Here is a 26,557-nt window from a genome sequence, read left to right on the forward strand (position 1 = left end):
GCCGATCACGGTCACGGTGCCCGGGCCGATCGTGGCGCCATGGGCGGCGGGGGCCATCGTGAGGCCGGTCAGCATCAGGAAGGTCATCGGGAAGCCGCTGGTCGCCGCGAGCCAGAGGCCGCGGTTCCAGCCGACGCCGCCACAGGTGGCCAAGCCGCCCCCGCGCAGGAAGAGCGGCATCAGCAACAGGCCCGCCGTCGCGAAGCGCAGTGCCATCAGATCATGCGGACCGACGCCGTTGAGCATGGCGTGCCGGCTGACGACGAAGTTGGAGCCGAAGATCAGCACGCTGAGCAGCATGCCGGCGACGGCGAGCCGGCGTCGGCGGCGTTCCTTGTCCTGAGGTGCGGGAAGGCTGGCGACGCGCTGATCCATGCGCTGGCATAGCGCGATTGCTGCACTGCCGTTACGGGCCGTTGCGCATGGCGCCCGCGCTTGCGGATGCGAACCGCAATTGCGCCCCGGTTCGGCCCTTCTGCCGCCCACAGGGCAGGGCTTGTTGGCTCCCGCGAGCCAAAGGGGCAGCGAGCGATCCGGAGTGGCAGCGATGTCCAGCACCCTCTATCCACCCAGCCCGGCAGCGATGGCGAGCCGGCTCGGCCACCACCTCCTGCTTTCGCTGGGCGTGGTGACGACTGTTGCTTTGCTCGCGGCGCTGCCTGCGCTTCTGTCCGGTACGGCGCCCGGACAGGGAGCCCGCGCCGCGATCGGCAATCAGGCGTCCGTACCGGCGCTGGCGATGCTGCGGAATGGCAAGATCGCCGACCGGCTGGAGCGCATCTCGGCCGGGGGCGCGGAGATCCTGGCCAACGCGCCGGTCACGCCGGCGGCGCTGGCGATGCCGATGTCGTTGAATTGGCCGGAAACCGGGGAATGGGCGCCGCCGCAGCTCGCGATGCTCTCCGAGCGCCGGCCGCGGGCGGGCGACAGCACGCCCCGTGCAGTGTCGCGCCGGAGCGCTTCGCCGACGACCCGCGCCGTTGCGGCATCGGGGCCGCTGGTCATCCTGCCCCCCGCCGCGGCGACGGCGATCGAGGTTGCGACGACGGCCGAGACGTCCCACGACGATTCCTGGAGCCGTCTCGTGATCGCACCGGCGACGAAGGTCGTCGATGCCGTTTCGGGGGCTGCCGGCGGCGTGCAGGCCGTCGGCTCCTGGGGCCTGTCGCAGGCGAGCGGCCTGCTGCCGCGCTGGTGAGCGCGGCAGCGCGGGCCTCGATCAGGCGAGGGCCTTCAGCGCGGCGCGGCCGGCATAGATCGCCTGCGTGCCGAGTTCTTCCTCGATGCGCAGAAGCTGGTTGTACTTCGCGGTCCGGTCAGAGCGGGCGAGCGAGCCGGTCTTGATCTGCCCGCAATTGGTGGCGACGGCGAGGTCGGCGATGGTCGAGTCCTCGGTCTCGCCCGAGCGGTGCGACATCACCGCCGTGTAGCCGGCGCGCTGCGCCATATCGACGGCGGCGAGAGTCTCGGTCAGCGTGCCGATCTGGTTGACCTTGACCAGGATCGAGTTGGCGGTCTTGCCCTTGATGCCGCGCGACAGGCGCTCGACATTGGTGACGAAGAGATCGTCGCCGACGAGCTGGCACTTCGCCCCGACGAGGTCGGTCAAAGCCTTCCAGCCCTCCCAGTCATCCTCGGCCATGCCGTCCTCGATCGAGACGATCGGGTAGCTGCCGACGAGCTTGGCGAGGTACTTGGCCTGCGCCTTGGGATCGCGCGTCTTGCGCTCGCCCTCATAGACATAGGAACCGTCCTTAAAGAACTCGGTCGCGGCGCAGTCGAGCGCCAGCGCGATGTCCTCGCCCGGCTTGTAGCCGGCCGCCTCGACCGCCTGCATGACGAAATCCAGTGCCGCTTCCGCCGACTTGATGTTGGGGGCGAAGCCGCCCTCGTCGCCGACATTGGTGTTGTGGCCGGCGTCGTGCAGCTTCTTCTTCAGCGTGTGGAAGATCTCCGAGCCCATGCGCAGGCCTTCCGCGAAGGAGGTCGCGCCGATCGGCATCACCATGAATTCCTGGAAGTCGATCGGATTGTCGGCATGGGCGCCGCCATTGACGATGTTCATCATCGGCACGGGCAGGACGCGGGCCGAGGTACCGCCGACATAGCGGTAGAGCGGCAGGYCGGACGCCTCGGCAGCAGCCTTGGCGACGGCAAGCGAGACGCCGAGGATGGCGTTGGCGCCGAGCTTGCGCTTGTTCGGCGTGCCGTCGAGCTCGATCATCGTCTGGTCGATCGCGGTCTGGTCCTCGGCGTCCATCGCGACGATCGCCTCGGCGATCGCGACATTGACCGACTCGACAGCCTGCAGGACGCCCTTGCCGAGATAGCGCGACTTGTCGCCGTCGCGCAGCTCCACCGCCTCATGCGCGCCGGTCGAGGCGCCGGAGGGAACGGCGGCGCGGCCCATCGAGCCGTCCTCGAGCACCACATCGACCTCGACCGTCGGATTGCCGCGGGAATCGAGGATCTGGCGTCCGATGATGTCGATGATGGCGGTCATGGCAGGCTCCGGAGAAGGGGCAAGCGGGAAGGACAGGCAGCTTCTAGAGGCTGTTCCCGGCCTTGGCTAGACATGGGGTGGGGTCAAGCCGGCCGGCGCGTCATGGCGCGGGAAGCCATAATGAGGCCTCCTTGTTGGTTGCGCATCGCGGCAAGGCCGATCGCGCTTCTGACCCGCGCGATCAGGCGAGAGGAGACTGTGCGAAGAGCGGCTACTCTGGAACGCGGACCGGCAAGGCGTGGCGCGATGATTGCGGATTTTTCGATGGTTTTGGCGCTTCGCCTCATCGGGAAACAAGCATGTTCCAGAATATGTCCGCTCGTCGTCGCCCCTCTCTCGCCCTTGTCCTGTTCTGGTGCGCGCTGACCGTCGCGTGGTGGGTCGGCCTGTGCCTCTACGCCGGCAAGCCGATCTGGTTCTGGTGATCACGCCTCGTCATCCGGCGTGGCGAAATAGCTGCCAAGCAGGAAGCCGCTCTGGAGCGCGAACAGATAGCCGATCCAGATGAAGAGGGTGAAGAAGCTCAGCTCTCCGCGGATCAACCAGAGCGGAAAGAAGAAGAGCGTCAAGGCGGCGCTGGCAATGACGATGGCCGGATAGCCATAGGACAGGCCAATCAGAATACCGAGTAGAAATAATATACCCGCAATTATCATAAAATTATCGGGATCTGATCCGTTACGCCATTGATTTGCACTATGATGTTGCATGGTGCGTCGCAAGGATGCGTGTGGAAGATCGATAAATATTGAGATATCGCACCCGGTAGGTCTTTGGGGCGGTCTCTGCGCTTGTCCGATACGGGCGAGGCTATGCGGCCCGGCCTCGGTGCGCGCCGAAGGGTCATGCGCCTGCGCGGGCAGCTCCCGCCATCGCGCAAGATGCTCCGGCCAAAGGGTTGGGGCAGGATTCTCGCGAAAAACCGGCTCCCACTGTTTCGCGTCCTGCTCTAGAAGCGGCGCAAACACAGGAGCATCCGATGTCCATCGACGCCTCGACCTTGCAGCTCGGGCAAGCCAGCGCGCTGCCGGCCTCGCCGCAGGAAGCCCGCCTCGACCGCGTGCCCAATCCCCATGCCGGCATGCATTATCTCGCCCGCTTCACCTGCCCGGAATTCACCTCGATCTGTCCGGTGACGGGCCAGCCGGATTTCGGCATCCTCGTCATCGACTATCTGCCGGGCCAGTGGCTGGTGGAGTCGAAGTCGCTCAAGCTCTATCTCGCCTCGTTCCGCAACCACGGTGCCTTCCATGAGGATTGCACCGTCGGCATCGGCAAGACGCTGGTCGATCTGCTGGAGCCGGAATGGTTCCGTATCGGCGGCTACTGGTATCCGCGCGGCGGCATCCCGATCGACGTGTTCTGGCAGACCGGCGAGCCGCCGAAGGGGCTCTGGCTGCCCGACCAGGGCGTCGCGCCCTATCGCGGGCGCTGAGGCCGGCCGGACGTTTGGGAGCCGGGCGTCGTTCTCGGGCCTGACCCGAGAAACTCCGGGCAGAGGAGCGCAGGGAACGTCCTTTGGGAAGACATGCTCGGGTCAAGCCCGAGCATGTCGGCGGCGTGTACCTCTCAGGTCCGCGAGCCCAAGGGCGGCAGCAGCTTCGGCGCCATCAGCCCGAGCAGGCCGACGGCGGTGCCGAAGAGGGCGAGCGCTCCTTGCGTGCCGAGCGCTTGAAGGGCCGTGCCCATCAGCAGCGGCCCGGTCGCGTGGCCCATGAAGAAGAAGCAGGCGAAGAGCGCCATCGCCGAACCGCGTGCCGTGGGAGCCAGCTCCGTCGCCTGGGCCTGGAACGTCCCGTGGATCAGGAAGAAGCCGAAGCCGATTGACAGGAAGACGCCGATCGACGTCCACCATGGCGCTGGCAGGATGAAGGCGAAATCGGCCAGCGCCACGRCAAGCCCGCCAAGGCGCATCATCTGCGCGGGTCCGACGCGCTGGACGAGGACGCGCGTCAGCAGGCCATAGACCAACCCGCCAAGCCCCATCGCGCCGATGGCGATCCCCGCCTCGGATGGGCCGGTGCCCGAGCGTTCGTGCAGGATCGCAGCGACGAAGGGTGGCAAGCCGAAGATCAGCGCGCCTTCCAGCAGCACGAGGCCGTACAGCACCTTGCTGCGCGGATTGGCGAAGACGGCTGCGTAGCTCGTCATGGCGCCGGCGAGACTCAGCGGCGGCCGTTCGGCGAGGGGCCGGGGCTTCAGGACGAGCCGCACCACCAGCGCGCCGCAGGCCGCGAGCGCGGCAGCCACCCCCAGCACCGCCCGCCAGCCGATATGGTCGGCGACCACCCCCGAGAACGAGGCGCCCGCCATCTGGCCGATGATCATGATGACGAGGAAGCGACCGAGCATGATCTGCCGCTCGGCCATCGGAGCCCTATCGCCGATCGCCGCCATCGCGGCGGGGATCACGCCGCCCGCCATCACGCCGGCTCCAGCACGCAGCGCGAACAGCATCCAGTAGTTGGTGGCGAAGGCGGCGGCGGCAGAGAACAGACAGAGCAAAGCGAGGCAGGTCGAGATGCTGCGCAGCTTCCCGACCGAGTCGGCGATCGGACCGAGGAAGGGCTGGCCGAGCGCATAGCAGCCGGCGAAGGCCGTCACCAGGAAGGCGATCTGGTGGACGCTCTGTCCGAATTCGGCGGCGAGCGTCGGCACCAGCGGGTCGACCAGCCGCATGGTGAAGGTCGAGGCGAAGCCGCACAGCCCCAGCACGGGGATGAGGGCGCCGAGATCATGGCCGGCGGCTGGCTTCGGCTCAGACATAGGCCAGGTTTGGCGACGGGCGGCCCTTGGCGAGACGATCGAAACCCTGCAGCTCGGCGATCAGGCTCTGGAACTCCGCCAGCGGCACCATGTTCGGCCCGTCGGACGGCGCCTTGTCCGGGTCGGGATGCGTCTCGATGAAGACGCCGGCGACGCCGACCGCCACCGCCGCGCGCGCGAGCACCGGCACGAATTCGCGCTGCCCCCCGGAGGAGGAGCCCTTGCCGCCCGGCTGCTGCACCGAATGGGTGGCGTCGAAGATCACCGGGGCGCCGATCTCGGCCATGATCGGCAGGGAACGCATGTCGGTGACCAGCGTATTGTAGCCGAAGGAGGCGCCGCGCTCGGTCAGCATGACATTCGCATTGCCGCTTTCCGTCACCTTGTTGGCGACGTTCACCATGTCCCAGGGAGCGAGGAACTGACCCTTCTTGATGTTGACCACCCGGCCGGTCTTCGCCGCTGCGACAAGCAGGTCGGTCTGGCGGCAGAGAAAGGCGGGGATCTGCAGCACGTCCACCACCTCCGCCACGGGCGCGCATTGACTCGCATCATGCACGTCGGTCAGGACGGGCATGCCGGTGCGCTCGCGGATTTCGGCATAGACCGGCAGGCCGGCCTTCATCCCCATACCGCGGCCGCCCTTGACGCTGGTGCGGTTGGCCTTGTCGAACGAGGCCTTGAAGACGAGGCCGATGTTCAGCGCCGCCGCGATCTCCTTCAGCGCGAACGCGCATTCGAGCGCATGGTCGCGGCTTTCCATCGCGCAGGGGCCGGCGATCAGCGCGAGCGGCAGGGCGTTGCCGAAGCGCACGGGCCGGGCGAGATCCTCGCCGATGGAGACGATGGCGTGCGGGGTCATGGCATTTCCTTTGCGGGCGGGCAGCCGGGCATATGGCTGCTGCACCACCCCGGTCAAGTCGCGGTCCGGGGTCAGGGCGGGCGAGGCCAGCGCAGAGTTGATCGGCTGCGACGCGAACAGGCTGGCGAAGCGGAGACGAGGTCTGTAAATTCGGTGACGAAGCACTATCTTGGATCGTGATGCGGGATCGGTTGGGTACGGCGCGGACGGATATGAGCGAGGCAGGCCAGGGCAGAGCGATGCGAGCCGGGATTTCGCAGGAGATGTCCGCGCGCGCTGAGCGTGTCGCGGGCACCGTCGGCATGGCCGACCGCCCGAAACGGGCTGGGCCGCCGGCCGATGGCGGGCGCGAGGGAACCGGGACGGCGGTGCTGACCCGGACTCGCACGCGCAAGCCCAATCTTTATCGTGTCCTGCTCTTGAACGACGACTACACGCCGATGGAGTTCGTCGTTCACGTGCTGGAGCGGTTCTTCAACAAGGATCGCTCCGAAGCGACGCGGATCATGATGCATGTGCATCAGAACGGCGTCGGCGAATGCGGCGTCTTCACTTACGAGGTCGCCGAGACCAAGGTTACGCTGGTGATGGATCTGGCGCGCAAGCACATGCATCCGCTGCAATGCGTGATGGAGAAGAAGTAGCCTTGGGTATTTCACCCTCTCAAAACAGATAGGAGCGCGCCCCTTGCCGAGTTTCTCGCGCAGTCTCGAACAGGCGCTTCACCGGGCTCTGGCTCTGGCCAATGAGCGCCGCCACGAATACGCCACTCTCGAGCATCTCCTGCTCGCGCTGGTCGATGATCAGGACGCKGCCGCSGTSATGCGCGCCTGCAGCGTCGATCTCGACMTGCTKMGKCGCAAYCTCGTCGAYTAYATCGAYGCCGAGCTGASCAATCTSGTCACCGAYGGCCGYGACGATTCCAAGCCGACGGCGGGCTTCCAGCGCGTGATCCAGCGCGCCGTCATCCATGTCCAGTCCTCCGGCCGCGAGGAGGTGACCGGCGCCAACGTGCTCGTCGCGATGTTCGCCGAGCGCGAGAGCCACGCCGCCTACTTCCTGCAGGAGCAGGACATGACCCGCTATGATGCGGTCAACTACATCAGCCACGGCATCGCCAAGCGCCCGGGCGCCAGCGAGAGCCGTCCGGTGCGCGGCGCCGAGGACGATGCCGAGCCGCAGCGTGAGCAGCGCGCCGAGCAGGGCCAGAGCGACGACAAGGAGAAGAAGAAAAAGGAAAGCGCGCTCGACGCTTACTGCGTCAACCTCAACCGCAAGGCGAGGGACGGGCGCATCGATCCGCTGATCGGCCGCGAGGCCGAGGTCCAGCGCACCATCCAGATCCTCTGCCGCCGCCAGAAGAACAACCCCCTGCTGGTCGGCGACCCCGGCGTCGGCAAGACCGCGATCGCCGAGGGCCTCGCGCTCAAGATCATCCGCGGCGAGGTGCCGGAGGTGCTGCACGACGCCACCGTCTTCTCGCTCGACATGGGCACGCTGCTCGCCGGCACGCGCTATCGCGGTGACTTCGAGGAGCGCCTCAAGCAGGTGATGAAGGAGATCGAGCAGCACCCCAAGGCGATCATGTTCATCGACGAGATCCATACGGTGATCGGCGCTGGTGCGACCTCGGGTGGCGCCATGGACGCCTCCAACCTGCTCAAGCCCGCGCTCGCCTCCGGCACGCTGCGCTGCATCGGCTCGACCACCTACAAGGAATACCGCCAGTATTTCGAGAAGGACCGGGCGCTGGTGCGCCGCTTCCAGAAGATCGACGTCAACGAGCCGTCGATCCCGGACACGATCGAGATCCTCAAGGGCCTCAAGCCCTATTTCGAGGAGTTCCACAAGCTGCGCTACACCAGCGACGCCATCAAGGCGGCGGTGGAGCTCTCGGCGCGCTACATCCATGACCGCAAGCTGCCGGACAAGGCGATCGACGTCATCGACGAGACCGGCGCCTCGCAGATGCTGCTGCCCGAGGGCAAGCGCAAGAAGACCATCGGCGTGAAGGAGGTCGAGGTCGCGATCTCGACCATGGCCCGCATCCCGGCCAAGACCGTCTCGAAGGACGATGCCGAGGTGCTGCGCAACCTCGAGGAGACGCTGAAGCGCTCCGTCTACGGCCAGGAGAAGGCGATCGAGGCGCTGTCCTCGGCGATCAAGCTCGCCCGTGCCGGCCTGCGCGATGGCGAGAAGCCGATCGGCAGCTATCTCTTCGCCGGCCCGACCGGCGTCGGCAAGACGGAGGTCGCGCGCCAGCTCGCCTCCTCGCTCGGCGTCGAGCTGATCCGCTTCGACATGTCGGAATATATGGAGCGCCACACCGTCTCGCGGCTGATCGGTGCGCCTCCCGGCTATGTCGGCTTCGACCAGGGCGGCCTGCTGACCGACCAGATCGACCAGCATCCACACAGCGTCCTGCTGCTCGACGAGATCGAGAAGGCCCATCCCGACCTGTTCAACATCCTCCTGCAGGTGATGGACCACGGCAAGCTGACCGACAACAACGGCAAGCAGGTCGATTTCAGGAACGTCATCCTGATCATGACGACCAATGCCGGCGCGGCCGATCTGGCCAAGAACGCCTATGGCTTCACCCGCCAGAAGCGCGAGGGTGACGATACCGAGGCGATCAACAAGCTGTTCGCGCCGGAGTTCCGCAACCGTCTCGATGCGACGATCTCCTTCGGCCACCTGCCGAAGACCGTGGTCGCCCGCGTCGTCGACAAGTTCGTGCTCCAGCTCGAGGCGCAGCTCGCCGACCGCAACGTCACCATCGAGCTCTCGGACGAGGCGCGCGACTGGCTGGTTGAGAACGGCTATGACGAGGCGATGGGCGCCCGGCCGATGGCCAGGCTCATCCAGCAGACGATCAAGACGCCGCTCGCCGACGAGGTGCTGTTCGGGCGCCTCAAGGGCGGTGGTGCCGTCAAGGTCGTGGTCGTCCAGTCCGAGACCGGCATCAAGGTGCTCGGCCTCGAGTTCCCCGATGGCCCGGTCAAGCCGAAGCCGGAGAAGGATGTCGTGGCCGCCACCGCAAAGCGCGAGCCGAAGTCGCGCGCCAAGGCGTCGGGCGCCGCCCCGGCCAAGCCCGTTCCGCCTCGTCGTGCTCCCAAAGGTGGTGCAGGGTCAGGCGGCACGGGGTCGAATGGGGCACCGGGCGGCTCGGCCGCGCCGACCAAGGCGTCCGGCCGTGCCGTCCGCACGGTGCCGAAGGTTCCGCTGACCAAGGCGTGAGAAGGCGTTAAGACGTGCTGTTCAGACGGAAGACTGCGACGCTGGCGACCGAGACCGGCGAGGTCGCGACCGAAACCGCCGCGCCACCGCCGCGGCAGAAGGAAAAGCTCGGCTGGTTCGAGAAGCGCAGCCGCCGCCGGCGGCGGCGCATCATTTTCGAGGAGGTGCTGGGCTGGATCCTGGTCCCGGCCTTCATCTATTTGATCTATCTCGGCATCAAGTCGGTCGGCGGCATCCCCAAGGAGCTGGTCGACTTCGCCAACGAGCTGATCGCCATGGCCCTGAAGGGCAAGGGCTGAGGCGGCGCCGTCATTCCGCGCGCGGCGAAGCCATGGCTCGTCGCTGAACCCTGAAGCTGCGCGGTGCTCGCGGATTCCGGTTCGCCGCCTGGTTCCCTTTGCAACTACCGCAGGGCAGGCCGGCTTGCTGATGTCTATGCAAGCGTCGGCTGCGTGAACGATAGAGGAGAGGGCTCCGGATTCGCCGGGACCTGAACCCTCCCGAGCCTTCCCGCCGATGACCGCATGAGCGTATCCGCCGATTGGAGCTGGCAGCGCGTCGCGTTGGCCGGCATGCGCGATGCGCTGTCGCTGCCGGCCTGGATCGTCGGCTTCGGCCTGGTCGGCATCGGCTCTCTGGCGCGCGATGTCGGCTATCCCGTCGGCAGCGCGGTCCTTTCCACCATTCTCGTCTGGGCCGGTCCCTCTCAGGTGCTGTTCTTTGCCTCGATCGCGGCGGGCGCGGCCTGGAGCGCGATCGCCATCGCGATCGGCTTTGCGTCGTTGCGCTTCCTGCCGATGACGGTCGCGATCCTGCCCTTGCTGCGCCGCCCCGGCCAGAGCGTCTGGCTGCAGCTCCTGCTGGCGCATTACGTCGCCGTCACCGCCTGGACCGAGGGCCTGCGGCGTTTGCCGGCGATTCCGCTGCACCAGCGCGTTCCCTATTTCCTCGCCTTCGCCAACACCTGCATGGCGGTGAGCGCGCTCGGCACCTTCGCGGGCTATTATCTCGTCGGGGCGCTGCCCTTGCCGTTCGCCGCCGGGCTGCTCTGCCTCACGCCGATCTTCTTCCTCGTCTCGCTCACGGCGGGGCTGCGCCATCGCGGCGACGTGGTCGCGTTGATCCTCGGCCTCGTGCTGGCGCCGATCTGCGAGCGCTTCATCGGCGGCGGCTTCGACCTCATCGTCGCCGGGCTCGCCGCCGGGACCATCGCGCTCTTCGTCGGTAAAAGGCGAAAGACGGCATGACCCAGCCCATCGCCTGGCTCGACGGGCCGTATTGGCCCTATCTCGCGCTCTTTCTGTTCGCGGTGCTGCCGACAGAGATCTGGCGTTGGCTCGCCGTGGTCTTCGCGCGCGGGCTCGGCGCCGAATCGGCGCTGCTCGACTGGGTCCGTGCCGTCGCGACCGCGCTGCTCGCCGGCATTGTCGCCAAGCTCATCGTCTCGCCGCCGGGTGCGCTCGCTCACGCGCCGCTGCTGATACGGATCACGGCGCTGGCCGCCGCCGTCGCCGTCATGGCGATCGATCGGCGGCGCATGATGCTGGCGGTTCTGATGGGGGAGGCGGTGCTGATCGGTGGCGTCTGGCTCTTCGGAGCGGTCTAGCTGCCTTTGAGGCGGTCGCGCACAGGGCCGAGCTTGTCCGGGTTGCGGATGACGTAGATCGCATGGACCTGCCCATCGCGGATATCGAGCACCACGGCCTGCTCGGTGTCGGTTTCCACGCTGATATAGCCGGGCATCCCGTCGATCAGCACCGGCTCGTAGCGTGGAGCGAAACCCTGCTGCTCCGGCTTGCGGGCGAGGCCGGCGAAGAAGCGGCCGATCTTGTCGCGCCCGAAGATCGGGTTGAGCACCGAGCTCGCCTTGCCGCCGCCGTCGCCATGCAACACCGCATCCTGTGCGAGCAGCCCCTTCAGGGCTGTGGGATCGGTGCTGTGGGCCGCTTCGAAGAAGGCGATGGCGTAGCGGCGGGCCTCGTCAGGCGAGAGCGGGTGGCGGGGGGCATCCTGCCGCGCATGCCGGCGCGCCCGCGAGACGAGCTGCCGGCACGCCGCCTCGCTGCGCCCCAGCGTGTCGGCGATGTCGGAGAACGGCACGTCGAACACGTCGTGCAGCAGGAAGGCGGCGCGTTCGAGCGGCGACAATCGCTCCAGGGCGAGCTGCAGCACATAGGGAATGTCGAGATTGTCCTCGTCGCGGGAAAGGCCGCCGATCTCCTCGATCAGCGGTTCCGGCAACCAGGCTCCGACATAGGTCTCACGCTTGCGCCGTGCCGATTTCATCAGGTCGAGGCAAAGCCGCGTCACCACGCGCCCGAGCCAGGCGCGCGGGTTCGCCAGCGCTTCGGGCGCGGATTCGTGCCAGCGCAGCCAGGCATCTTGCACCACATCCTCGGCGTCGCTGAGCGAGCCGAGCATGCGGTAGGCGAGGCGCGTCAGATAGGGCCGGTGAAGCTCGAAGCCGGCGGCGGTGGCGTCCGTCATGAAATCCCGTGTATACGGATTCCTAGGCTGCCGCAGCCTTCGGCGCCCTGTCATTGGGATGGTGCAAACGGAAGCCGATCGCGATCCGATTCCAGACATTGATCGCGCCGATCAGCAGGGTGAGTTTCACCATTTCCTCCCCGCTGAAATGGCGCAAGGCTTCTTCATAATCGGCATCCGGCGCATGGGTCTGCGACACCAGCGTCAGCGCCTCGGTCCAGGTCAGGGCGGCGCGCTCGCGTGGCGTATAGAGCGCGGATTCATGCCAGGCGCTCAGCAGGTAGAGCCGGGCCTCGCTCTCGCCGGCCTTGCGAGCGTCGGCGGAGTGCATGTGCAGGCAATAGGCGCAGCCGTTGATCTGCGAGGCCCGCATTTTCACGAGCTCGATCAGGCTGTGCTCGAGGCCGGAATTCGCGACCGCCTCCTCGAGCGCCATCATCGGCTTCAATGCATCGGGGGCGGTCGTATAGGGGTTGAGGCGTTTGTTCATGGCGGTTCTCGCTGGCATCGGACCGGAAAGTGGAGTCCACTTTTCGAAGAAATCCGATGAGATGACAGAGATAGCGGTTGCCGGCCCGCAGGTTCTGCCTGTGGCCCGGCCCGGTCAAGGCGTGAGCGTCAGGCGGCGGCCTTCGCCGGCTTGTCGGCCGGATGGCGCGTACGGAAGCCGGCATTGATCCGGTTCCAGCTGTTGATCGCGCCGATGGCGAGCGACAGGTCGACGCATTCCTTCTCGCTGAAATGCGCGCGCAATTCCGCGAAGGCCTCGTCGCTCGGCGCACCTTGCGAGAGCCGGGTCAGCACCTCCGTCCACGCCAGCGCCGCGCGCTCGCGTGGGGTGTAGAGTTCCGATTCGTGCCAGGCGTCGAGCAGATAGAGCCGGGCCTCGGTCTCGCCGGCCTTGCGCGCATCGGCGGCGTGCATGTGCAGGCAATAGGCRCAGSCGTTGATCTGCGAKGCSCGCATCTTCACCAGYTCGAGCAGGCTGTGCTCCAGCCCGCATTCATTGATGTAGGTCTGCGTCTTCAGCAGCGCGTCGATCGCGCCGGGCGCGGCCTGAAAGGCGTTGAGGCGTTGGCTCATRGTTCGTCTCCATCAGTTGATGAAGACAGGACGAGGCAGCCTGCGCCGCTGTGACATGCTCCTCAGGAATTTTTCAACGCGGCGCGAATCTTCTCGGCATGGGCGGCGAGGATCTCCGGTTTTTCCATCGCGCCGGTATGGGGCCTGAGCGCCACGCCCTCGAAGCGCGGCATGACATGGACATGCAGGTGGAACACGACCTGGCCGCCGGCCGACTCGTTGAACTGCTGGATGGTGAGCCCGTCGGCGTCGAAGGCGGCCTTCACGGCATGCGAGAGCTTCTGCGTCGTCAGCGCGACGGCCTTCAGCGCCTCGGGCGGGGCGTCGAAGATGTTGCGGCAGGGGGCTTTCGGGAGCACCAGCACATGCCCGTCGGCGCGCGGCATGATGTCCATGATCGCGAGCGTCTCGGCGTCCTCGTAGACGGTCTGGGAGGGCAGTTCGCCGCGCAGGATCTTGGCGAAGACATTGGACGGGTCATAGGCGCTCATGGCGGGTCCGGCTGGTTCGACGAAGGTGTCGCAACCTGTGGCCCGGCCGCCGGGGCGTCAAGGCCGGGGGGCCGCCGGCGCCCCTGCGTCAGCCGCCGAGCGGCAGTGTCTCCGTGATCTGCGAGTCGAGCACGAGATCGTCGTCGGCGCCGAGCAGCCAGAGCTCGCGCAGGGTGAATCGCAGCAGCGCCACGTCCCGCCAGCGTTCGATGAGAGCGGCGAGGGCGGCCGTCTCCGCCGCATCGAGATCCTCGGTCAGATTGTAGAGSCCGACGAGCCAGAGATCGCCCGGAGGCCGTCCGAACGCCGCCTGGACCTTGTGCAGCATGTTCGCCCCGTCCTGCTTCTGCGGATAGACGGGAAGATAGAGGCGCCCGCGATTGACGTTTCCGGAGAACAACCCGCGCAGTTCGACCGCGAAAGGACCGATCCCGGCCAGTGCCCGGCGGGTTTCAGGCGCGATGACGAGCGGCTCTCCCACGCCGAGCGAACCGCAGATGGTCGCGTGCAGCTTGTCGCGTCGCCTTGGAAGCAGGTCCCAGGCGATCTTGCCGGCGAAAGGCGCCGCTTTCAGCGCGCTTTCCAGTTCGCGGAAGGCCGGCGAGGCTTGCAGGGTCGCGTCGTCGACCGGTAGCACCAGCGAGAACACGCGCGGATGCCGGCCCATCTCGTAGAACTTGCCGTCCTGGCGGGGAATGACGCGCGGATGGTCCGGCGCCACCAGCGGCAGATGCGCCAGTCGGTAGCTCTCGTCGAGCGTCAGGGGTTGCGAGAAATCGCTCAGGCTGCGGCGATAGCCGAGCTCGCCGTCCGTGCAGAACAGCAGCGGGCTCGCAGGCTCGACGGGGCCGTCAGTCATTGTCGCCCTCTGTCTTCCGAAACGGTCCGTCCGCCTCCAGCGCCGCCTGCGCGGCTGCGATCTCCGCGCGTTCCTGCGCCAGATAGTTCGCGACCGGCCGGCGCAGGCCGGGATCGGCGATGTGATGCAGCGAGCGGGTGATGACCGGCCGGTAGCCGCGGGCCAGCTTATGCTCGCCCTGCGCCCCGGCCTCGACCCGGGCGAGCCCATGCGCGATCGCGTAGTCGATGGCCTGATGGTAGCAGACCTCGAAATGCAGGAAGGGATGATCCTCGATGCAGCCCCAGTTGCGGCCGTAGAGCGTGTTGGCGCCACGGAAATTGATCGCGCCGGCGATGTAGCGCCCGGCCCGCTTCGCCATGATCAGCACGATCCGCTCGCCCATCGCCGCGCCGACCCGCGAGAAGAACTCCCGGTTGAGATAGGGCCGGCCCCATTTGCGCGAGCCGGTGTCCTCATAGAAGCCGTGGAAATCGTCCCAGACGGCTTCCGTCAGGTCGGAGCCCGACAGAGTCTCGATGGTGATGCCGGCCGAAACCGCCTCGCGCCGCTCGCGCTTCAGCGCCTTGCGCTTGCGCGAGGCCAGCGTGGCGAGGAAGTCGTCATAGCCCGCGAAGCCGCCATTTTGCCAGTGGAACTGCAGATCGTTGCGCTCGAGATAGCCGGCCTGCTTCAGCGCCGCGACATCGGGCTCCTGCGCGAAGGTGACATGGACGGAGGAGGCCTGCGTCTGCCCGCGCAGCGCCTCCAGCCCGGCGATCAAGGCTGCGCGCGCTTCCTCGGCGCGCGGCGTATCGGCGACGAGCAGGCGCGGGCCGGTCGCGGGCGTGAAGGGCGCGGCGACCTGGAGCTTGGGGTAGTAGCGCCCTCCGGCGCGCTCATAGGCATCGGCCCAGCCATGATCGAAGACATATTCGCCCTGGCTGTGGCTCTTCAGGAAGCTTGGGCTCGCGGCGAGGATCTGCCCGCTCTCGTCCTCGACGACCAGATAGGCCGGCGACCAGCCCGAGCGGCCGCCGATGCAGCGACTCTCTTCCAGCGCGCTCAGGAATTCATGGCTGACGAAGGGGTTGTCGCGGTCGATGCCGGTTTCCGCGGATGGGGAGCAGGGCGCCGCGAGGGCGTCCTGCAAGGCATGGGGATTCGCACAGGCGTTCCACGCGCCGGCGGGTACGGCCTTGAGCGAGGTCGCAACGCGGACGCTGAGACTGTCGCCCGGGCCGTCGCTCAAGGGCGAAAGCCCTCGAACACCATCTGGTCGGCGAAATCGGCCGCCCGCTGCCGTTCCTCCGGGGTGCGCACCGTCCAGCTCATCAGCGGCATCCCGATGACGTTGCGGCAGAGATAGGGCGCGGCGCTTTCGAGGTCCGTGACCTTCCAGGACAGGAAGTCCGGCCGGCTTTCGGTGAAGTGGAGGAGATTGGCGAGCGCATGCTTTCGTTCGGGCGAGAGCTTGTCGTAGTCGCCGTAATCATAGGCATTCATCGCGACGATTCCGCGGGGGATCTGCGGCGCAAGCGTGCGCAAGGCGGTCACGATCTCGGGATCGAAGGATTTGATCACGATCGGCTGGCCCGCATGGCCGGCCAGCACCTCCACCGTGCGCCGGGTCAGGGCGAGATTGCCGTCGAAGCGGCTCTTGATCTCGATGACGAGAGGAACGCGCCCGCCGATCAGGTCGAGGAAGGCGGAGAGCGTCAGGATCGGGTCGCTCGAACCCTTGAGCGTGATCTTGCCGAGTTCGGCCGCCGTCTTCGCCACGACCGTCCCGGTCTCGCCCGTCAACCGGTCGAGCACGAAGTCGTGGAACACCACCGCCTCGCCGTCGGCGGTGAGCTGCACGTCGCATTCGATGCCGAAGCCGCCAGCGATGGCCGCCTTCGCCGCCGAGGGGCTGTTCTCGATCACGCCGGCGGTAAGATCATGCAGGCCGCGATGGGCGATCGGCTTCGCCACCAGCCAGCCGAGATCGGGCCGGCTGGCGTCCTTTGCGAGGCCGGCGCTCATCAGGCGATCTCGAACATGGCTTCGACTTCGACCGCGGCCCCGGCCGGCAATTCGGCGACGCCGACCGTCGAGCGGGCATGACGGCCCTTGTCGCCGAGAACCTCGACCATCAGGTCGGACGCGCCGTTCATGATCGCCGGCAGGGCGGAGAAATGCGGGGCGGCGTTGATGAAGCCGCCGAGGCGGACGCAGCGCACGATCCGGCCGAGATCGCCGTCGAGCGCGGCTTTCGCCTGGGCGAGCACGTTGATGGCGCAGAGCCGTGCCGCTTCCAACCCCGCCTCGTTGAAGATCTCGGCGCCGAGCTTGCCCTTGTGCTTGTCGGAGAGCTTGCCGTCGAGGCCRAAGCAGAGCTGGCCGGAGATGACCAGCAGCTTCCCCGTGATGACGTAGGGCACGTAATTGGCGATCGGCGCGGCCGGTGTCGGAAGGGTGATGCCGAGTTCGGCGAGCTTGGTATCGACGACGTTCATGGTCTTGGCTCCGTCTGGCTGCGCGAACGAGGGCAGGGGCCTTTCATGGCCGATGGCCGGACGGCTCGCAAGCGCTGCGGCATGCCGCGCGGGCAGGGCTGCCACGGCACGAAAGCCGAGGCGTTTCGCCTTGTTTGCGCCATTGCCGCAATGCACCTAGATTTCGCTGACAGGAAGCGGACAAGCGACATCATGAGCGGAAGTCTATTCGGCCTTGCGGGGCGGGTTTGCGTGGCGGCGCTGCTGCTGGCGGGCGGGGCGCAGGCCCAGAGCGCCTCGCAGGACAAGGCCGCGCCGAAGGGCAATGCGGCCGACAGAGTGGTGCTGGCGCCGCATCGCGCCGTCTACGACCTCGTTCTCGACGGCGCCAAGCCGTCCGGCAACATCGAGGCGGCGAAGGGGCGGATCGCCTTCGAGTTCACCGGCGACGCCTGTGAGGGCTACGCACTTTCGTTCCGGCAGGTGACGCAGCTCGGCACCGAGGCCGGCCCGCGCGTCGTCGATGCCCGCACCACCAGCTTCGAGGCCGGCGACGGCGCGAGCTACCGTTTCAAGACGGAAAGCTCATCAGGCGGCGCCCAGCCCGAAACGGTCGACGGCACGGCCGAGAAGGCCGGCGGCGGCTATGAGGTCAAGCTGCGCCAGCCCAAGGCCGAGGCCTATCGCGAGCCAAACGACGCCCTTTTCCCCAATGCGCAGATGAAGGCGGTGATCCAGGCCGCGCGCGCCGGCAAGACCACGCTGAACGTGCGGCTCTATGACGGCGCCAACAGCGGCAAGGAGGTCTACGACACGCTCTCGATCATCGGGAAGCGCATTGAGGCCGCGCCGTCCGAGAAGCCGTTGCAGCGTCCGGAATTCGAGAAGATCGCCCGCTGGCCGGTTTCGATCTCCTACTACAAGGTCGGCGCGGGCGAATCGACGCCGTCCTACACCATCTCCTTCGAGCTCTACGAGAACGGCGTCACCGGCGCGATCCATCTCGACTATGGCAGCTTCGCCCTGCGCGGCACCCTCAGCCGTCTGGACCTTCTTCCTCAGGAGCCTTGCGCGAAATAGCCGGTTCGCTTGACGGGCGCTGTGGCAGCCTGAGGTTCAGGCCCCGGCCGATCGAAGCATCGCCGAAGCGAGCGCGCAGCTTGTCGAGCGCGCCCTCCATGGCCTTCAGCCGCGGCGTGGCGGTGTCGGCGAGATCGCCGTGATCGGCCTCGGCCGGCGGGCTGAAATCGCTCGTGCCGATGCCGATCAGCCGATAGCGCGGGCCGGTGCATTCCCGCTTCAGCAGGTCGCGCCCGGCGGCGAAAAGCCTGGCGGCGAGCTGGGTCGGCTCCGGCAGCCGGGTCGCGCGGGTGATGCTGTGGAAGCTTGCTGTCTTGAGCTTCAGGGTGATGGTCCGCCCCGCAAGCTCCTGATCCTTCAGCCGTTTCGACGTCTTTTCGCAGAGCCGCCACAGGATCGGCTCCAGCTCCTCGAAGCCTGAGAGATCGACATCCAGGGTCGTCTCGCTGGAGACGCTCTTGGTCTCGCGCTCGGGCGTGACCTTGCGCGGGTCGATGCCGTTGGCGAGCTTCTTCAGCCGCGGCCCGTCCTTGCCGGCGAGACGGAAGAGCTTCTCGTCTTGAGCCTCGCGCAGGTCGCCGATCAGCTTGAAGCCCCCCTCCGCGAGCTTGGCGACGCTCGCCGGCCCCATGCCGGGAATGAGTCCGACCGGCTTGTCGGCGAGGAAGGCGACGGCCTCGGCCCGCCCGATGATCGAGAAGCCGCGCGGCTTGTCGAGGTCGGAGGCGACCTTGGCCAGGAACTTCGCATAGGACAGCCCGACCGAGATGGTGATGCCGAGCGTGTCCTCGACGCGCCGGGCAAAGCGCGCCAGCGTCTCGGCGGCGCTGGCATGGTGCAGCCGCTCGGTGCCGGAGAGGTCGAGGAAGGCCTCGTCGATCGAGAGCGGCTCGACCAGCGGCGTGAGCTCCCGCATCATCTGCCGGACCTCGCGGCCGACCGAAACGTATTTCGCCATGTTCGGCTTGACGACGACGGCGTCCGGGCAGGCCTCCAGCGCCTTGAACATCGGCATGGCCGAGCGCACCCCATAGGTGCGGGCTCGGCGTGGCGGATCAGCCGTGGCGAGCCGCAGGTCGGGCAACGCCGCAGCGGGCCCGCGGCCTCGTGGTCGTTCAGGCAATCGCGGCACAGGCTGCGCACGCGCAAAACCCCGCTCGTTCAGGCGAATTCGCCGGGGCCGGGCGCGTCCCCGGCGAGCCGGCGGCGTGCCTCGGCCACGATTTCCGGATTCAGCCTTAAATTTTCGGCAAATTCGAGCAGGAGCGAATCGCTCGATCCGATATGATCGAGCACGGCGGCAAGGAAGCCGGGTTCACCGGCGGCAGCGCGCAAATTCGCGGGATCAAGCCCGGTCGTGGCCAGGAAAGGCCCGATTCGCTCGGGTTCGGCGGCGAGGAAGCCCAGCGCCTGGACCGCCAGCGCCTCGGCGTCGGGAAAGCTTTGTCGCGGTGCCATCGGCCTCGTGTCGCATATTCGATTTGCGTTTCGTCAACTGCTGTCATGCTAGCACATTTAGCGAACGAAGCCGCCAGGCCGAAGCTCCGACGCAAGTCGGATTTTGGCGGCGCAGCACGAAGGGCGGCCGAATGAAGACGGTTCTGATCGTCGAGGACAACGAGCTCAACATGAAGCTCTTCAACGACCTGCTCGAGGCGCATGGCTACGCCACGCTCAAGACCTCGGACGGAATCGAGGCCATCGAGCTGGCCCGTACCCATCGGCCGGACCTGATCCTGATGGACATCCAACTCCCGGAGGTTTCGGGGCTCGAGGTCACGAAATGGATCAAGGAGGATGACGACCTCAAGGCCATCCCCGTCATCGCCGTCACCGCCTTTGCGATGAAGGGCGACGAGGAGCGCATCCGCGAAGGCGGCTGCGAGGCCTATCTGTCGAAGCCCATCTCGGTAGCGAAATTCCTGGAGACCGTCCGCGCCTATGCCGGCGCAGCCTGAGTCGAAAGCCCTTCCATGTCCGCTCGCGTCCTCATCGTCGACGACGTTCCCGCCAATCTGAAGCTGCTGGAAGCGAAGCTTTCTGCTGAGTATTTCGACGTGCTCACGGCGACGAGCGGCCCTGACGCGCTGGCGATCTGCGAGCGGGGCGAGCCCGACATCGTGCTGCTCGACGTGATGATGCCGGGCATGAACGGCTTCGAGGTCTGCCGCCGCCTGAAGAGCACGCCGGTGACGGCGCATATCCCGGTGGTGATCGTCACGGCGCTCGACCAGCCGCGCGACCGTCTGCAGGGTCTCGATGCCGGGGCCGATGATTTCCTCACCAAGCCGCTCGACGATGTCGCGCTCTTCGCGCGGGTGCGCAGCCTTTCTCGGCTGAAATCCATGACCGACGAGCTGCGCAACCGCGCCGCCGCCTCGCGCCGCCTCGGCATCGCCGATCCTCTAGTGGCGGCCGCCGCCGAAATCGGCCTCAACGGGCGGGTGCTGCTGGTCGAGGACCGCGTCTCGGTCGCCGAGCGCCTGCAGAGCGCGCTTTCGGCCTTCCATCTCGTCGAGGTCGAGCCCGATTCCCAGCGGGCGGCTGTGCGGGCGGCGGAAGAAGATGTCGACGCGGTCCTGATCAGCCTCGACCTGCAGGGGCAGGACGGCTTGCGCCTGTGCAGCCAGCTCCGCTCGCTCGACCGCACCCGTGACATCTCGGTGCTGCTGATGGGGGAGGCTGAGGATCGGGGCCGCATCCTGCGCGGGCTCGACATCGGCGCGCATGATTTCCTGATCCGCCCGATCGACCGCAACGAGCTGCTCGCCCGCGTGCGCACGCAGGTGCGCCGCAAGCGTTTCACCGACCGGCTGCGCGACAGCCTGCAATCCTCCATGGAAATGGCGGTGMTGGAYCAGCTCACCGGGCTGCATAATCGCCGCTTCATGGACACGCGCCTCGCCGCGATGTTCGACGAATCCGCGCTGAGGGCCCGCGCCCTGTCGGTGATGGTGCTCGATGTCGACCACTTCAAGGTGGTCAACGACAGCTGGGGGCACGATGCCGGCGACGAGGTGCTGAAGGAATTTGCCGACCGGGTGCGCGCCTGCACGCGCGGCATCGATCTCGTCGCGCGCATGGGCGGCGAGGAGGTGGTGGTGGTTCTGCCGGAAACCGGCCCCAAGGCGGCCTATGCCGTGGCGGAGCGCATTCGCGAGCGCGTCGAGAACACGCCCTTCGCCATTTACAACAACAGTCGCGAGATCCCGGTCACGGTCTCGATCGGCGTGGCGAGCCGCAAGGCCGGCGACGCCTCCTCCGCCGATATCGTGAAGCGCGCGGACGACGCGCTCTATCGGGCCAAGGCCAGTGGCCGCAACCGCGTGATTGCCGCCAACGCCGCTTGAGGGCGTTTCCGCATCCAGCGGATGAAGTCTTTCCGCTAAGCCGCTGCGCCGATTCGTGAAACGTGACCTTGAGTCAGTGCGCGCAGCCTCAAGCTTAAGCTTAGCAGGTAAGGTTAAAAATCGATGAACAATGGCGAATCAGTCGTATTCGATTGATTCGTTTCAGTCAGATTGTAAGTGTTTCCGCAACGCAGCGGCATCGCTGCTCGGCAATGCCCCTCGGAGACTCAGGTCCGCCGCATCTCCTGGGAAACCGAAGGGCTCGGCCGGTCGGCAGCGGAATTCTGGCCTCCTCAGAACCGTCGCCGACCGGCCACCTCATCTCCGGTAGCGGTGGCAGCGGATAAAGCCGCAAGCCCATGCTTCGCCGCTTTCAGCGCGACGGGATGCAGATAGCCTATCCCGGAAAATAGTGCTGGAAGAGCGCAGGCAGCCAATAGCCGGCGGCAGCGAAGCTTCCAAGCAGGCCGATCAATCCAAGCGCCGCTGCGATTCTCTTGCTGAGAAAGCGCGACGAGTCGATCTCGACGAGCAGCTTCAACAAGTGTCGCGCGAGACCGCTCGTCYTGTGATGCGCCTTCCCATCCTCTTGATTCGCCAAAGAAAGCACTCCGTGATCGGTGCCGGTAAAACTCTAGCGGCGCGTGCCAAGCCGAAACAGCGCTGCTCCAGCAAATAGCGTGTCGAGCAGCCGATTAACAGGCTTGCCTGCGAAAGCGTTGCGAGTGGCCGCGTCTTGCGCGGCGCCGGCGCGCTGCAGGCTGGCACCAAGCGGCAAGCGTGGCGGCGGCGGAGCCGCCGACGCATCGGCATCGAACGATAGCCCTAAATTCGCCATGCGCTCGACGATGCTGGTGGCCATGAGGCTCCTTGCTGCATCAACTCTCGTCCTCGCTCTGGGTGCTTGCGCGAGCACGCCCGAGCCCATCGTCGAGGATCGCTCTCGCTGCGATGCCTACGGCTTCCAGCGCGGGACGGACGCCTTCGCGAACTGCGTCATGACGGCCGATCGGGATCGCCAGAAGCGGAGCGAGCGACAGTTCGACCGTGGTGGCTATCCCACGTCCCAGGAAGAATAGCCGGGCATTCCATCCCGTGGCGGAGGATGCGGTCGCCGGTGCCGGCTTCACGCGGTTCCGGAGCGGTCGCCGCGGCCTGGCGGATTGTTTTGCGAAGCTCGGGCCACCCGAAAAGCAAAAGCCGCCCTGGCGGGCGGCTTTGCAAAAAGCATCCAGATCCGAAGGCGGGTGCCTTACTTGATCTTGGTTTCCTTGAACTCGACGTGCTTGCGCGCGACCGGGTCGTACTTCTTCTTCGACATCTTCTCGGTCATCGTGCGCGAGTTCTTCTTCGTCACGTAGAAGAAACCGGTGTCGGCGGTCGAAAGCAGCTTGATCTTGATCGTCACGGCCTTGGCCATGGGCTTATCCTCGAACCATGCGGGCCGCGGATGGCCCTCAGAAAAGAAAATGGCCGGGCAGACCCGGCAAACCGTCAGCGCGGGAGATGCCGCAAAGGGCCGGCGAAGTCAAGGAAGAATAGCGCGGAGCGACGTGCGCCTCATCCGAGCGCGAGACCTCTTCGCGCTTCAAAGCTCCTCGCGCACGAAGCTGCCGCGCTTCTCCCARTAGAACGGCACGGGCAGATAGGGTGCGAATCCCGCTGCGATCCGCGCTTCGACCTCCTGGATGATGACCTTGGTGATGCTCGGCAGGTCGAGCGCCTTGGCCTCGTCGAAATCGACCCAGACCAGGTCGGTCAATTCCGAATCGGGTCCCGTCACCCCGTCGATCTTCTTGGCCAGGGCCGAAGCGTCGATGGTAAAGAATCGCGTGTCGAAGCGCTTCGGCCGGCGCGGCGGTGTGATCGCGCGGGCGACGAAGGTGATGGCGGAGAGATCCGGGAACACGCCATGGCCGGCGAACTCGCTCCAGCTCCCCTCGGGCGCCAATTCGGGCACGCCGAATTCGTCCGAGCCGAAGAGCAGGCCGGTTTCCTCGAACGTCTCCCGGACCGCCGCCAGCGCCAGCGCGCGCGCCTTGCTCGCGCTCGGCCGCACAGCGCGCTTGAGCAGCCGGTCCTCGCAGATCTGCGACAATGCGCCCGTCGCCACCATGCGCCGGTCGCCGTCGTCGAGGCGGCCGCCGGGGAAGACATATTTGCCCGGCATGAATTTGTGGCTCTCATGGCGCTTGCCCATCAGCACCTTGGGCCGGGCACCGTTGCGATCGATGATCAGCATCGTCGCGGCGTCCTTGGGGCGCAGGTTGATGGTGCCGCGCGCGCGCTCGGCCTGGGTCAGGGTGACGGTATGGTCGGTCATGGATTGCGTCCGCGGGAAGGCAGGGGCTGGCGCTCGGGCTGATCGGCTTCGCCGCCGAAACCATGCATCCGCAAGGCCCATTGCAGGCCGATGACGCCTCCCTTCACTGGTTGCATCAGGGCCAGGCAGAGGATGATCGTCAGAGTGGGCCACAGCGCCATGTGCCACCACATCGGCCAGTCGCCGTATTTCTCGGCGAGCAGCAACCCGCCGACCACGACATGGCCGACGATGGTGATAACGATATAGGGCGGCAGGTCGTCGGCGCGCTGGTGGTAAAGGTCCTCGCCGCAAGCCTCGCAGCGGTCGACSGGCTTCAGGAAGGCGCGGAACAGCCGGCCCTCGCCGCAATGCGGGCAGCGGCCCTTGACGCCGCGCGTGATCGCCCCGCGCCAGTCGCGCAGGCCGGCATCGCCGGCAGGACCGTGAAACTGAACGCTCATCGGCGCCTCTTGCCCGGCCCGCTCTTGCCCGGCCTGGTCTTGCCTGTCCGGCCGAAGGAGGCGGCGGGTCGGCTCGTTCCATATGGCGTGCCGCCACTTCGCTTGCCAGCGCGTCCGGTCGCCACGGTGCGGCCGGCCGAGAGCAGCTCGAAGCGCAGCGCGCCTGCGACCGGCGCCGCCTCGACGAGCTTGACATGGACCTTGTCGCCGAGCCGCCAACTCTCGCCGGTGCGCTCGCCGATCAGCGCATGGGCCGCCTCGTCATAGCGATAGTAGTCGCCGCCCAGCGTCGAGGCCGGGACGAAGCCGTCGGCACCGGTGCCGTCGAGCTTCACGAAGAGCCCGGCGCGGTTCACCCCGCCGATGCGCCCGTCGAAGCTCGCGCCGATCTGGTCGGCGAGGAAATGCGCGATCAGCCGGTCGGTGGTCTCGCGCTCGGCCGCCATGGCGCGCCGCTCCGCCGCGGAGATGCGGGTCGCGACCTCGCGCAATTCGGCGAGCGTCACGCTTTTCGGCAGCCCGTCCTCGCCCAGCTTCAGCGCCGTGATCAGGGCGCGATGCACGATCAGGTCGGCATAGCGCCGGATCGGCGAGGTGAAATGGGCGTAGCGGCGCAGATTGAGGCCGAAATGCCCGTAATTCTCCGCGACATATTCGGCCTGCGCCTGGGTCCGCAGCACCACCTCGTTGATCAGCGTCTCGTTTTCCGAGCCCTTGATCATCCCGAGGATGCGGTTGAACAGCACGGGCCTCAGCGCCCCGTCCTTCGGCAGCTTGATGCCGATCGAGGCCAGGACCTCGCCGAGCGCGCGCATCTTCTCGAGCGAGGGCTCGTCATGGCAGCGATAGATCAGCAGGCTCCCGGCCTTCTCCAGCGTCTCGGCGGCCGCGACATTGGCGAGGATCATGAACTCCTCGATCAATCGATGCGCCGCCAGCCGCTCCGGCACGATCACGCGCTCGACCGCGCCGTCGGGCTTCAGGACCAGCTTGCGCTCGGGCAGGTCGAGTTCGAGCGGCTGGCGCTGGTCGCGGGCACGCGCCGCGATGCCATAGGCCGCCCAGAGCGGCATCAGCACGCTCTCGCGGATTGGGCCGGTCTTCTCGTCCGGCGTGCCGTCGATGGCGGCCTGCGCCTGCTGGTAGGAAAGCTTCGCCGCCGAGCGCATCAATACGCGATGGAAGGAATGGCTCTTCTTCGAGCCGTCCGCCTTCAGGACGAGCCTGACGGCCAGCGCCGGCCGGTCCTCGTTTTCACGCAAGGAGCACAGGTCGTTGGAGATCCGTTCCGGCAGCATCGGCACGACGCGGTCGGGGAAATAGACCGAGTTGCCGCGTTCCAGCGCCTCGCGGTCGAGCGCCGAGCCGGGCCGCACATAGGCCGCGACATCGGCGATGGCGACGGTGACGACGAAGCCGCCGGGATTGTCGGGGCTCTCGTCCGGCGCGGCGTGGACCGCGTCGTCATGGTCCTTGGCGTCGGCCGGGTCGATGGTGACGAGCGGCAGCTCGCGCCAATCCTCGCGGCCCTTCAGGCTCGCGAGCGGCGCCTCGGCGGCTTCCTTGAGGGCCGCCGGCGGGAATTCATGCGGGATGCCGTGGGCATGGATCGCGATCAGGCTGACGGCGCGCTCGGATTTGAGCGAGCCCAGCCGCTCGCGCACCTGCGCCTCCGGCGGTCCGAAACGGCTCTCGCGGCGGAGCGAAACCGAGACGAGATCGCCGTCCTCGGCCTCTCCGGTGCGTCCCTTTGGGATGATCGCCTCGCGCCCTTGCGCCTTCTTGTCGATCGGGACGAGCCGGCCGGAACCGTCGGGCAGGCCCCGGAAGATGCCGAGCACGGCGGCCTTCGCCTTGCCCATCACTTTCAGCACATGGCCGGAATAGGCGAAGCCATCGACGCCGCGCAGCCGCGTCAGCTTGAGCAGGACCTGATCGCCGACGCCGGGGGCAGGGCGTGCATCCTTCGGCTTGCGCCGGCCCTCATGCCGGTTCTCGATCAGGATTCGCGGCGGCGCGCCGTCATCGGCCTCGTTCCATTCGAGCGGCTGCGCCACGAGATCGCCGTCGCGATCCCGGGACTTCACCTCGCAGAGCAGGACCGGGGGCAGGGCGCCGCGCGGATGCACCGGGCGCTCCTTGCCGTCGCCGCCGATCTCGCCTTCCTGTTCCATCTCCCGCAGCAGGCGCTTGAGCCAGATCTTGCCGCCCTGGTCGAGGCCGAAGGCACGCGCGATCTCACGCCGCCCGACCTCGCGGCCGGCGGAACGCTCCTCCTCGATGAAGTCGAGGATCGCCTCGCGGCTCGGTTCAGGCACGTTCACGGGGCGCCGCTCGTCAGGATGGGAAGGATATGAACCACACCCGACTGTCTGCCACGGCCGGCGAGCAAGTGCCAGCATTCGCGAGACGAAAAGAAGAAGGGCCGCCCTTTCGGACAGCCCTTCCATTGTCGAACCGCGATCCAGCGAACCGGATCAAAGGTGCGAAAACTCACGCGGAACACGAACCCCAGCAAGAAGAGGTCCAGGTCCACCCGCCTTGCACCAGCGGCTGATGACAATGAGACACTGGATCACCTCCTTTCAGTTGTTACCGACCAGAAGAGGCT

General features: G+C 67.0%; 31 protein-coding genes and 1 pseudogene. 11 read left to right on the forward strand and 21 right to left on the reverse strand.

Going from position 1 to position 26,557, the window contains the following annotated elements; all coding sequences use genetic code 11:
- Positions 1–375, reverse strand: a 375-nt coding sequence (locus AB4Y99_RS12725) for an EamA family transporter (RefSeq protein WP_441523575.1), incomplete at its 3' end; no start/stop codon positions are given.
- Positions 376–547: 172 nt separating this feature from the next.
- Here AB4Y99_RS12725 and AB4Y99_RS12730 point away from each other — a divergent pair.
- Positions 548–1,198, forward strand: a complete 651-nt coding sequence (locus AB4Y99_RS12730) for a hypothetical protein (protein ID WP_441523576.1) — start codon at positions 548–550, stop codon at positions 1,196–1,198.
- A gap of 21 nt (positions 1,199–1,219) precedes the next feature.
- On the opposite strand, the gene eno is transcribed toward AB4Y99_RS12730, so the two are convergent.
- Positions 1,220–2,503 (reverse strand): phosphopyruvate hydratase, encoded by a 1,284-nt coding sequence (gene eno, locus AB4Y99_RS12735; RefSeq protein WP_441523577.1) that lies wholly within the window; start codon positions 2,501–2,503, stop codon positions 1,220–1,222.
- A gap of 299 nt (positions 2,504–2,802) precedes the next feature.
- On the opposite strand from eno, the gene AB4Y99_RS12740 reads away from it, so the two are divergent.
- Positions 2,803–2,928 carry a hypothetical protein gene (locus tag AB4Y99_RS12740; RefSeq protein ID WP_441523578.1) on the forward strand — a complete coding sequence of 42 codons (126 nt, stop codon included), beginning with the start codon at positions 2,803–2,805 and terminating at the stop codon, positions 2,926–2,928.
- On the opposite strand, the gene AB4Y99_RS12745 is transcribed toward AB4Y99_RS12740, so the two are convergent.
- Entirely contained in the window at positions 2,929–3,159 is a 231-nt protein-coding gene (locus AB4Y99_RS12745; protein WP_038368040.1) for a hypothetical protein, read from the reverse strand.
- 323 nt (positions 3,160–3,482) lie between these two features.
- Between AB4Y99_RS12745 and queF the strand changes: the two genes are divergently transcribed.
- Positions 3,483–3,938, forward strand: coding sequence for a preQ(1) synthase (gene queF, locus AB4Y99_RS12750; RefSeq protein WP_441523579.1), 456 nt, complete (start codon positions 3,483–3,485; stop codon positions 3,936–3,938).
- A 134-nt stretch (positions 3,939–4,072) separates the two neighbouring features.
- Here queF and AB4Y99_RS12755 read toward each other — a convergent pair whose 3' ends face one another.
- Together AB4Y99_RS12755 and kdsA are read right to left on the reverse strand one after the other, a co-directional pair.
- Positions 4,073–5,269 (reverse strand): MFS transporter, encoded by a 1,197-nt coding sequence (locus AB4Y99_RS12755; protein WP_441523580.1) that lies wholly within the window; start codon positions 5,267–5,269, stop codon positions 4,073–4,075.
- Complete coding sequence (gene kdsA / locus AB4Y99_RS12760) at positions 5,262–6,131, reverse strand: 3-deoxy-8-phosphooctulonate synthase (RefSeq protein ID WP_441523581.1); 870 nt, start codon at positions 6,129–6,131, stop codon at positions 5,262–5,264. Before kdsA ends, AB4Y99_RS12755 begins: the two co-directional genes overlap by 8 nt.
- A 302-nt stretch (positions 6,132–6,433) precedes the next feature.
- Here kdsA and clpS point away from each other — a divergent pair, with 302 nt between their 5' ends.
- The 5 genes from clpS to AB4Y99_RS12785 all read left to right on the forward strand — a co-directional run bounded on the left by clpS (position 6,434) and on the right by AB4Y99_RS12785 (position 10,977).
- Complete coding sequence (clpS, locus tag AB4Y99_RS12765) at positions 6,434–6,775, forward strand: ATP-dependent Clp protease adapter ClpS (RefSeq protein ID WP_038368775.1); 342 nt, start codon at positions 6,434–6,436, stop codon at positions 6,773–6,775.
- A gap of 43 nt (positions 6,776–6,818) precedes the next feature.
- The gene (clpA, locus tag AB4Y99_RS12770; RefSeq protein ID WP_441523582.1) at positions 6,819–9,371 is read left to right on the forward strand and encodes an ATP-dependent Clp protease ATP-binding subunit ClpA; all 2,553 of its coding nucleotides are present in this window, start codon (positions 6,819–6,821) and stop codon (positions 9,369–9,371) included.
- A gap of 14 nt (positions 9,372–9,385) precedes the next feature.
- Positions 9,386–9,670, forward strand: a complete 285-nt coding sequence (locus AB4Y99_RS12775; RefSeq protein WP_038368030.1) for a hypothetical protein — start codon at positions 9,386–9,388, stop codon at positions 9,668–9,670.
- A 225-nt stretch (positions 9,671–9,895) separates the two neighbouring features.
- The gene (locus tag AB4Y99_RS12780; RefSeq protein WP_441523583.1) at positions 9,896–10,618 is read left to right on the forward strand and encodes an AzlC family ABC transporter permease; all 723 of its coding nucleotides are present in this window, start codon (positions 9,896–9,898) and stop codon (positions 10,616–10,618) included.
- Entirely contained in the window at positions 10,615–10,977 is a 363-nt protein-coding gene (locus tag AB4Y99_RS12785) for an AzlD domain-containing protein (RefSeq protein WP_081925639.1), read from the forward strand. Before AB4Y99_RS12780 ends, AB4Y99_RS12785 begins: the two co-directional genes overlap by 4 nt.
- Here AB4Y99_RS12785 and AB4Y99_RS12790 read toward each other — a convergent pair.
- The 8 genes from AB4Y99_RS12790 to AB4Y99_RS12825 form a co-directional block, all read right to left on the reverse strand.
- Entirely contained in the window at positions 10,974–11,858 is an 885-nt protein-coding gene (locus AB4Y99_RS12790; RefSeq protein ID WP_441523584.1) for a sigma-70 family RNA polymerase sigma factor, read from the reverse strand. The genes AB4Y99_RS12785 and AB4Y99_RS12790 overlap by 4 nt on opposite strands.
- 22 nt (positions 11,859–11,880) lie before the next feature.
- The gene (locus AB4Y99_RS12795; RefSeq protein ID WP_038368026.1) at positions 11,881–12,348 is read right to left on the reverse strand and encodes a carboxymuconolactone decarboxylase family protein; all 468 of its coding nucleotides are present in this window, start codon (positions 12,346–12,348) and stop codon (positions 11,881–11,883) included.
- Positions 12,349–12,476: 128 nt separating this feature from the next.
- A complete protein-coding gene (locus AB4Y99_RS12800; RefSeq protein WP_441523585.1) occupies positions 12,477–12,941 on the reverse strand; it encodes a carboxymuconolactone decarboxylase family protein in 465 nt (154 codons plus the stop codon).
- 62 nt (positions 12,942–13,003) lie between these two features.
- Positions 13,004–13,432, reverse strand: coding sequence for an HIT family protein (locus tag AB4Y99_RS12805; protein ID WP_038368020.1), 429 nt, complete (start codon positions 13,430–13,432; stop codon positions 13,004–13,006).
- A gap of 88 nt (positions 13,433–13,520) precedes the next feature.
- Positions 13,521–14,291, reverse strand: coding sequence for a hypothetical protein (locus tag AB4Y99_RS12810; protein ID WP_441523586.1), 771 nt, complete (start codon positions 14,289–14,291; stop codon positions 13,521–13,523).
- Complete coding sequence (locus tag AB4Y99_RS12815; RefSeq protein ID WP_441523587.1) at positions 14,284–15,522, reverse strand: GNAT family N-acetyltransferase; 1,239 nt, start codon at positions 15,520–15,522, stop codon at positions 14,284–14,286. Before AB4Y99_RS12815 ends, AB4Y99_RS12810 begins: the two co-directional genes overlap by 8 nt.
- Complete coding sequence (locus tag AB4Y99_RS12820) at positions 15,519–16,298, reverse strand: glycerophosphodiester phosphodiesterase family protein (RefSeq protein ID WP_441523588.1); 780 nt, start codon at positions 16,296–16,298, stop codon at positions 15,519–15,521. The genes AB4Y99_RS12815 and AB4Y99_RS12820 overlap by 4 nt, the downstream gene beginning before the upstream one ends.
- Entirely contained in the window at positions 16,298–16,771 is a 474-nt protein-coding gene (locus AB4Y99_RS12825; protein WP_112762058.1) for a RidA family protein, read from the reverse strand. Before AB4Y99_RS12825 ends, AB4Y99_RS12820 begins: the two co-directional genes overlap by 1 nt.
- A gap of 192 nt (positions 16,772–16,963) precedes the next feature.
- On the opposite strand from AB4Y99_RS12825, the gene AB4Y99_RS12830 reads away from it, so the two are divergent.
- Positions 16,964–17,830 (forward strand): cell envelope integrity EipB family protein, encoded by an 867-nt coding sequence (locus AB4Y99_RS12830; protein WP_162719973.1) that lies wholly within the window; start codon positions 16,964–16,966, stop codon positions 17,828–17,830.
- On the opposite strand, the pseudogene AB4Y99_RS12835 reads toward AB4Y99_RS12830, so the two are convergent.
- Together AB4Y99_RS12835 and AB4Y99_RS12840 are read right to left on the reverse strand one after the other, a co-directional pair.
- Positions 17,787–18,979 (reverse strand): annotated as a pseudogene (locus AB4Y99_RS12835) (DNA polymerase IV). The gene AB4Y99_RS12830 and the pseudogene AB4Y99_RS12835 sit on opposite strands and share 44 nt — an antisense overlap.
- A gap of 12 nt (positions 18,980–18,991) precedes the next feature.
- Complete coding sequence (locus tag AB4Y99_RS12840) at positions 18,992–19,288, reverse strand: DUF3572 domain-containing protein (RefSeq protein WP_038368007.1); 297 nt, start codon at positions 19,286–19,288, stop codon at positions 18,992–18,994.
- 131 nt (positions 19,289–19,419) lie between these two features.
- On the opposite strand from AB4Y99_RS12840, the gene AB4Y99_RS12845 reads away from it, so the two are divergent.
- Positions 19,420–19,788 (forward strand): response regulator, encoded by a 369-nt coding sequence (locus AB4Y99_RS12845; RefSeq protein WP_038368004.1) that lies wholly within the window; start codon positions 19,420–19,422, stop codon positions 19,786–19,788.
- 15 nt (positions 19,789–19,803) lie between these two features.
- Positions 19,804–21,180: a PleD family two-component system response regulator gene (locus AB4Y99_RS12850; RefSeq protein ID WP_441523589.1), complete on the forward strand. Its 1,377-nt coding sequence runs from the start codon at positions 19,804–19,806 to the stop codon at positions 21,178–21,180.
- 397 nt (positions 21,181–21,577) lie between these two features.
- Here the strand turns inward: AB4Y99_RS12850 and AB4Y99_RS12855 are convergent, their stop codons facing one another.
- The 6 genes from AB4Y99_RS12855 to rnr form a co-directional block, all read right to left on the reverse strand.
- Positions 21,578–21,721, reverse strand: coding sequence for a hypothetical protein (locus AB4Y99_RS12855; RefSeq protein ID WP_156116072.1), 144 nt, complete (start codon positions 21,719–21,721; stop codon positions 21,578–21,580).
- A gap of 93 nt (positions 21,722–21,814) precedes the next feature.
- Positions 21,815–22,042 (reverse strand): hypothetical protein, encoded by a 228-nt coding sequence (locus AB4Y99_RS12860; RefSeq protein WP_142020786.1) that lies wholly within the window; start codon positions 22,040–22,042, stop codon positions 21,815–21,817.
- 390 nt (positions 22,043–22,432) lie between these two features.
- A complete protein-coding gene (rpmG, locus tag AB4Y99_RS12865; RefSeq protein WP_038367996.1) occupies positions 22,433–22,600 on the reverse strand; it encodes a 50S ribosomal protein L33 in 168 nt (55 codons plus the stop codon).
- A 168-nt stretch (positions 22,601–22,768) separates the two neighbouring features.
- Positions 22,769–23,503: an NUDIX hydrolase gene (locus AB4Y99_RS12870; RefSeq protein ID WP_441523590.1), complete on the reverse strand. Its 735-nt coding sequence runs from the start codon at positions 23,501–23,503 to the stop codon at positions 22,769–22,771.
- On the reverse strand, positions 23,500–23,946 hold the full coding sequence (locus AB4Y99_RS12875; protein WP_038367989.1) for a DUF983 domain-containing protein: 447 nt from the start codon (positions 23,944–23,946) through the stop codon (positions 23,500–23,502). Before AB4Y99_RS12875 ends, AB4Y99_RS12870 begins: the two co-directional genes overlap by 4 nt.
- The gene (gene rnr, locus AB4Y99_RS12880; protein ID WP_441523591.1) at positions 23,943–26,348 is read right to left on the reverse strand and encodes a ribonuclease R; all 2,406 of its coding nucleotides are present in this window, start codon (positions 26,346–26,348) and stop codon (positions 23,943–23,945) included. The genes AB4Y99_RS12875 and rnr overlap by 4 nt, the downstream gene beginning before the upstream one ends.
- Positions 26,349–26,557 lie beyond the last annotated feature (209 nt).

Source organism: Allobosea sp. TAB14 (assembly GCF_052113865.1).
Taxonomy (GTDB): Bacteria; Pseudomonadota; Alphaproteobacteria; order Rhizobiales; family Beijerinckiaceae; genus Allobosea; species Allobosea spartocytisi.